Below are 3,509 nucleotides of genomic sequence, written 5' to 3'. Positions count from 1 at the left end.
GTCCTCGGAATCTTTTTAAGATTCCGAGGGAACTTACATATCAAAAAGCAAAAATTATAGAGAAATCCCCATACTCTAATTTTCTTTTGCTTGTTTCTTTTTGTTTATTTTTTAACTTTAATGTGTATTTTTACACTTTGCATTTTAATTTTTGAATTATTATCCCTTTTTTCTCCATGTAATTCCATCGGGCGTATCTTGCAGGATAATGCCTTTTGCAAGAAGTTTATCTCTTGCCTCATCTGCCTTCTTCCAGTCTTTTTTCTTTCTAAACTCTTCTCTTGCTTCTATTAAATCGGATATTTCTTGAGATATCTTACTTGAGGTTTTTATCTTTTTAAAATCCAATCCTAGAATTTTATCGAATTCAAGTAGAATTTCGTATTTTTTTTGATTGTTTATATGTTCTTCTTCTCGTATGAGTTTCCATACAACTTCTAATGCTCGCGGCATATTTAAATCATCATTTATTGCCTCAAGGAATTTACTCCTGTAATCTTCTATTTTCTCTTGTGCTGTTTCCAAGCTATCGGTTTCTTTAAGAATTCTTATATTTTCTCTCAAGGTTGATAAAGCATTTCGCGCGCTGTCTAATCCTTCGTAGTCAAAATTTAATTTCTTCCTGTAATGCGTATTTAGGCACATATATCTAAAAGCCAAAGGGTCGTAATTTTTGTCGGTTAAACTTTTAAGTGTTACAAAATCCCCCACAGATTTAGCCATTTTCCCCTGTTTCATAATTAAGAACTCGCCGTGAAGCCAGTAATTTACCCATTTCTTTCCGGTTGCCGCTTCTGCTTGTGCGATTTCGTTTGTATGATGAATAGAAACGTGGTCAATGCCTCCGCAGTGTATGTCAAAGGTGTCACCAAGATATTTTATAGACATCGCGGAACATTCTATGTGCCAACCGGGCCAGCCCTCTCCCCAGGGAGAGTTCCATTTTAATATGTGACCTTTAAATTTTGAGCCTTTTGTCGAAAACCACAGAACAAAGTCCCTTGGATGTTTTTTATCTTCGTCTATTTCTATTCTTGCTCCTGACTGCAGATTATCTAAATCAAGTTTTGCAAAATCACCGTACTTTTTAAATTTGCTTGTATCAAAATAAACATTCCCGTTTTTGCCAACATAGGAATAACCGTTTTTTTCTATTCTTTGGATTAATTTGACCATATCCGCAATATGTTTCGTAGCCTTGCACCAGATATCCGGCTGTAAAATATTTAGTTTGGAAATATCTTCTTTAAACGCGTTTGCATAAAAGTCGGCAATTTCTTCCGGAGTTTTTTTCTCGCGCGCTACCGCAACATCCATTTTATCTTCGCCTTCGTCTTCATCGGAAGTAAGATGTCCCACATCGGTAATATTCATTATGTGTTTTACTTTATAACTATTAGATAGGAGTGTTCTCTTAAAGATATCTTCGAAAATATAAGTTCTTAAATTGCCGATATGGGCATAGTTGTAAACTGTAGGACCGCAGGTATAAAGACCTACAAGATTCTTGTTTATAGGTTCGAAAACTTCTTTTTTTCTCGTGAGGGTATTGTAAATTTTCATAGGGGTGTAACCTCAAGGCACTTTTCTTTCCACTCGCAGTCTCCGCATATATCTTCTATGTATGGGCCTCTTAACTTTGTTTTTAAAAGGAGGAGAATATCTTTAGCTTTAACTTTTGCGCCGTTTCTTAGCCCCGATTTTTTTAGAACTTGCATGTCCATATTTTTAATCTTCTCAAGCGAATCCGCATTTTTTTTACAGATATTTTCTATATTATAAGGACAATATAAACAAATAGCATCACATTCGGCAATTATTTCTATTTCCCGATTAGGATTTTTAAAATCCTTAATGATTTTGGACATATTAATCACAAAATCTTTACTATAGCCGTGACCTTGAAATGCCTGTATACATAAAAGATGATGCGCCCTGATTTTTATGGTGTCGGAAACATCCATTATTTTTTTGTTGTTTTTGCATCCATTTCCCCGTTAAAAGCTTCTTTGGGAGTAATACCTTTAGCTAACGTTGCTGCAGCAATGACCTTTATTGCCCCCCCTGCTATAAATGGAATTGCTCCCATTAAAAGTAACTGCCAAAGCGTAGGAAAAGCACCTTTTGTTAATTTAAACCAGATGCCTAATTGTAGTAATCCGGGGATGTAAATAAGCACAAAATTAGCAAATGACATAATAAGTAGCAGAGACCAGAAACTCCTTGCTTTAATATATTTGTCAGTAAAATGTCCTACAAACAAAGCCGCAAAAATAAATCCTATTAGATAGCCTCCGCTTGGTCCGATAAGAGCGCCATAACCTCCGCTTGCGCCTGCAAACCACGGTATTCCGGCAACGCCCAGCACCACATATATTGCCTGACTTATTCCGCCCCAATTTTTACCGAGTAATACGCCTGCCATTAAGACTGCGAATGTTTGTCCGGTAATTGGCACTGGTGTCCAGGGCAAATAAACTCTTGTTTGAGCCAAAATACCCGTTAATCCTGCCATGCAAAGCGCTAAAACGATTTTTTGAGCAATTGCCAGTTCGGCTCGCCATTTAAATGCCGAATATCTTGCTTTTAAATATGAACCCATTACGCCTGTGTTTTCCATGTTTTTTATCCTCCTAATTTTTTTGATGAGTTTTGTGTTTTTAAATACATTGGAAATTGGGTATTAGAAATTTTTCATAATTCACCTTATTTTTCTTATTCTGTGAATAGGCCAATAAATATATGTGGCTTTCCCTATTAAATTTTCTTTCGGAACAAAACCCCAATAACGGCTGTCTTTTGAATTCCTTGTATTATCACCGAGAGCGAAATAACTATCAAGAGGAATTTTTATTTCTTCCGTCCCGAAATTTTTTGCGGACACATAATGTCTTTGTGTTATGCTTAACGGTTCTTCCAATGCTTTGCCGTTAATATAAATTTTACCGTTAGCTATTTTGATGGTTTCTCCGGGCAGTCCGATTAACCTTTTTATAAAAGGCTTTCGGGGCAATTTTGTAAAGCTACTTTTATCTGCTCCGCATTTGGGACAATTCCAATTATCCGATAATTTTTCAAAAGGAATATTCCCGTATTTAACTTTATCGTAATCTTCACGGTATTCGTAAATAGAGCGGTATTGATATCTATTGAATAGTCCCAAGAATTTATATTTGTAACTACATTGCACGCACCCGTATTCTATGACAGGATATAAAAAAACTATTACATCTCCGCGTTGTGGTTCTCTGATTTTGTAAATTAGTTTATTAACTAAAGGATGGTCGCCTATCTTTAATGTCGGTAGCATTGAGCCGGAAGGGATACGATATGGCTGCATGAAAAAAGTCCGTATAAACATGGCAACGATAAACGCTATTAATATGGACTGAACCCATTCCTTTATAACGTGTTTTAGTTCTGTTTTCTTTTCCATTTTTCTTGTCATTTTTTGCGTGGTAATTTATATTTTGTAAGCTGAAATTAAATATCAAAAATCAAACATCAAA

At 35.6% G+C, this 3,509-nt stretch carries 4 protein-coding genes; all 4 read right to left on the bottom strand.

Features of this window, described 5'->3' with window-relative positions; all coding sequences use genetic code 11:
- Window positions 1-159: 159 nt before the first annotated feature.
- Window positions 160-1,563: a cysteine--tRNA ligase gene (gene cysS / locus KAS42_00635; GenBank protein ID MCK4904740.1), complete on the bottom strand. Its 1,404-nt coding sequence runs from the start codon at window positions 1,561-1,563 to the stop codon at window positions 160-162.
- Window positions 1,560-1,964, bottom strand: a complete 405-nt coding sequence (locus KAS42_00630) for a DUF1284 domain-containing protein (GenBank protein MCK4904739.1) — start codon at window positions 1,962-1,964, stop codon at window positions 1,560-1,562. The genes cysS and KAS42_00630 overlap by 4 nt, the downstream gene beginning before the upstream one ends.
- Window positions 1,964-2,620, bottom strand: coding sequence for a biotin transporter BioY (locus KAS42_00625; GenBank protein MCK4904738.1), 657 nt, complete (start codon window positions 2,618-2,620; stop codon window positions 1,964-1,966). The genes KAS42_00630 and KAS42_00625 overlap by 1 nt, the downstream gene beginning before the upstream one ends.
- A gap of 81 nt (window positions 2,621-2,701) precedes the next feature.
- Window positions 2,702-3,436, bottom strand: a complete 735-nt coding sequence (gene lepB, locus KAS42_00620; protein ID MCK4904737.1) for a signal peptidase I — start codon at window positions 3,434-3,436, stop codon at window positions 2,702-2,704.
- Between the last annotated feature and the right edge of the window lie 73 nt (window positions 3,437-3,509).

The organism is bacterium (assembly GCA_023135785.1).
Classification (GTDB): Bacteria; CAIJMQ01; CAIJMQ01; order CAIJMQ01; family CAIJMQ01; genus CAZNJA01.
The sequence above is the reverse complement of the archived record's forward strand: the minus strand, read 5'-3'. Positions and strand labels throughout refer to the sequence as shown.

Excerpts from the sequence above, each read along its gene's own strand:
- cysS (MCK4904740.1), bottom strand. The coding sequence starts at position 1,563 with ATGAAAATTTACAATACCCTCACGAGAAAAAAAGAAGTTTTCGAACCT.
- KAS42_00630 (MCK4904739.1), bottom strand. The coding sequence starts at position 1,964 with ATGGATGTTTCCGACACCATAAAAATCAGGGCGCATCATCTTTTATGT.
- KAS42_00625 (MCK4904738.1), bottom strand. The coding sequence starts at position 2,620 with ATGGAAAACACAGGCGTAATGGGTTCATATTTAAAAGCAAGATATTCG.
- lepB (MCK4904737.1), bottom strand. The coding sequence starts at position 3,436 with ATGGAAAAGAAAACAGAACTAAAACACGTTATAAAGGAATGGGTTCAG.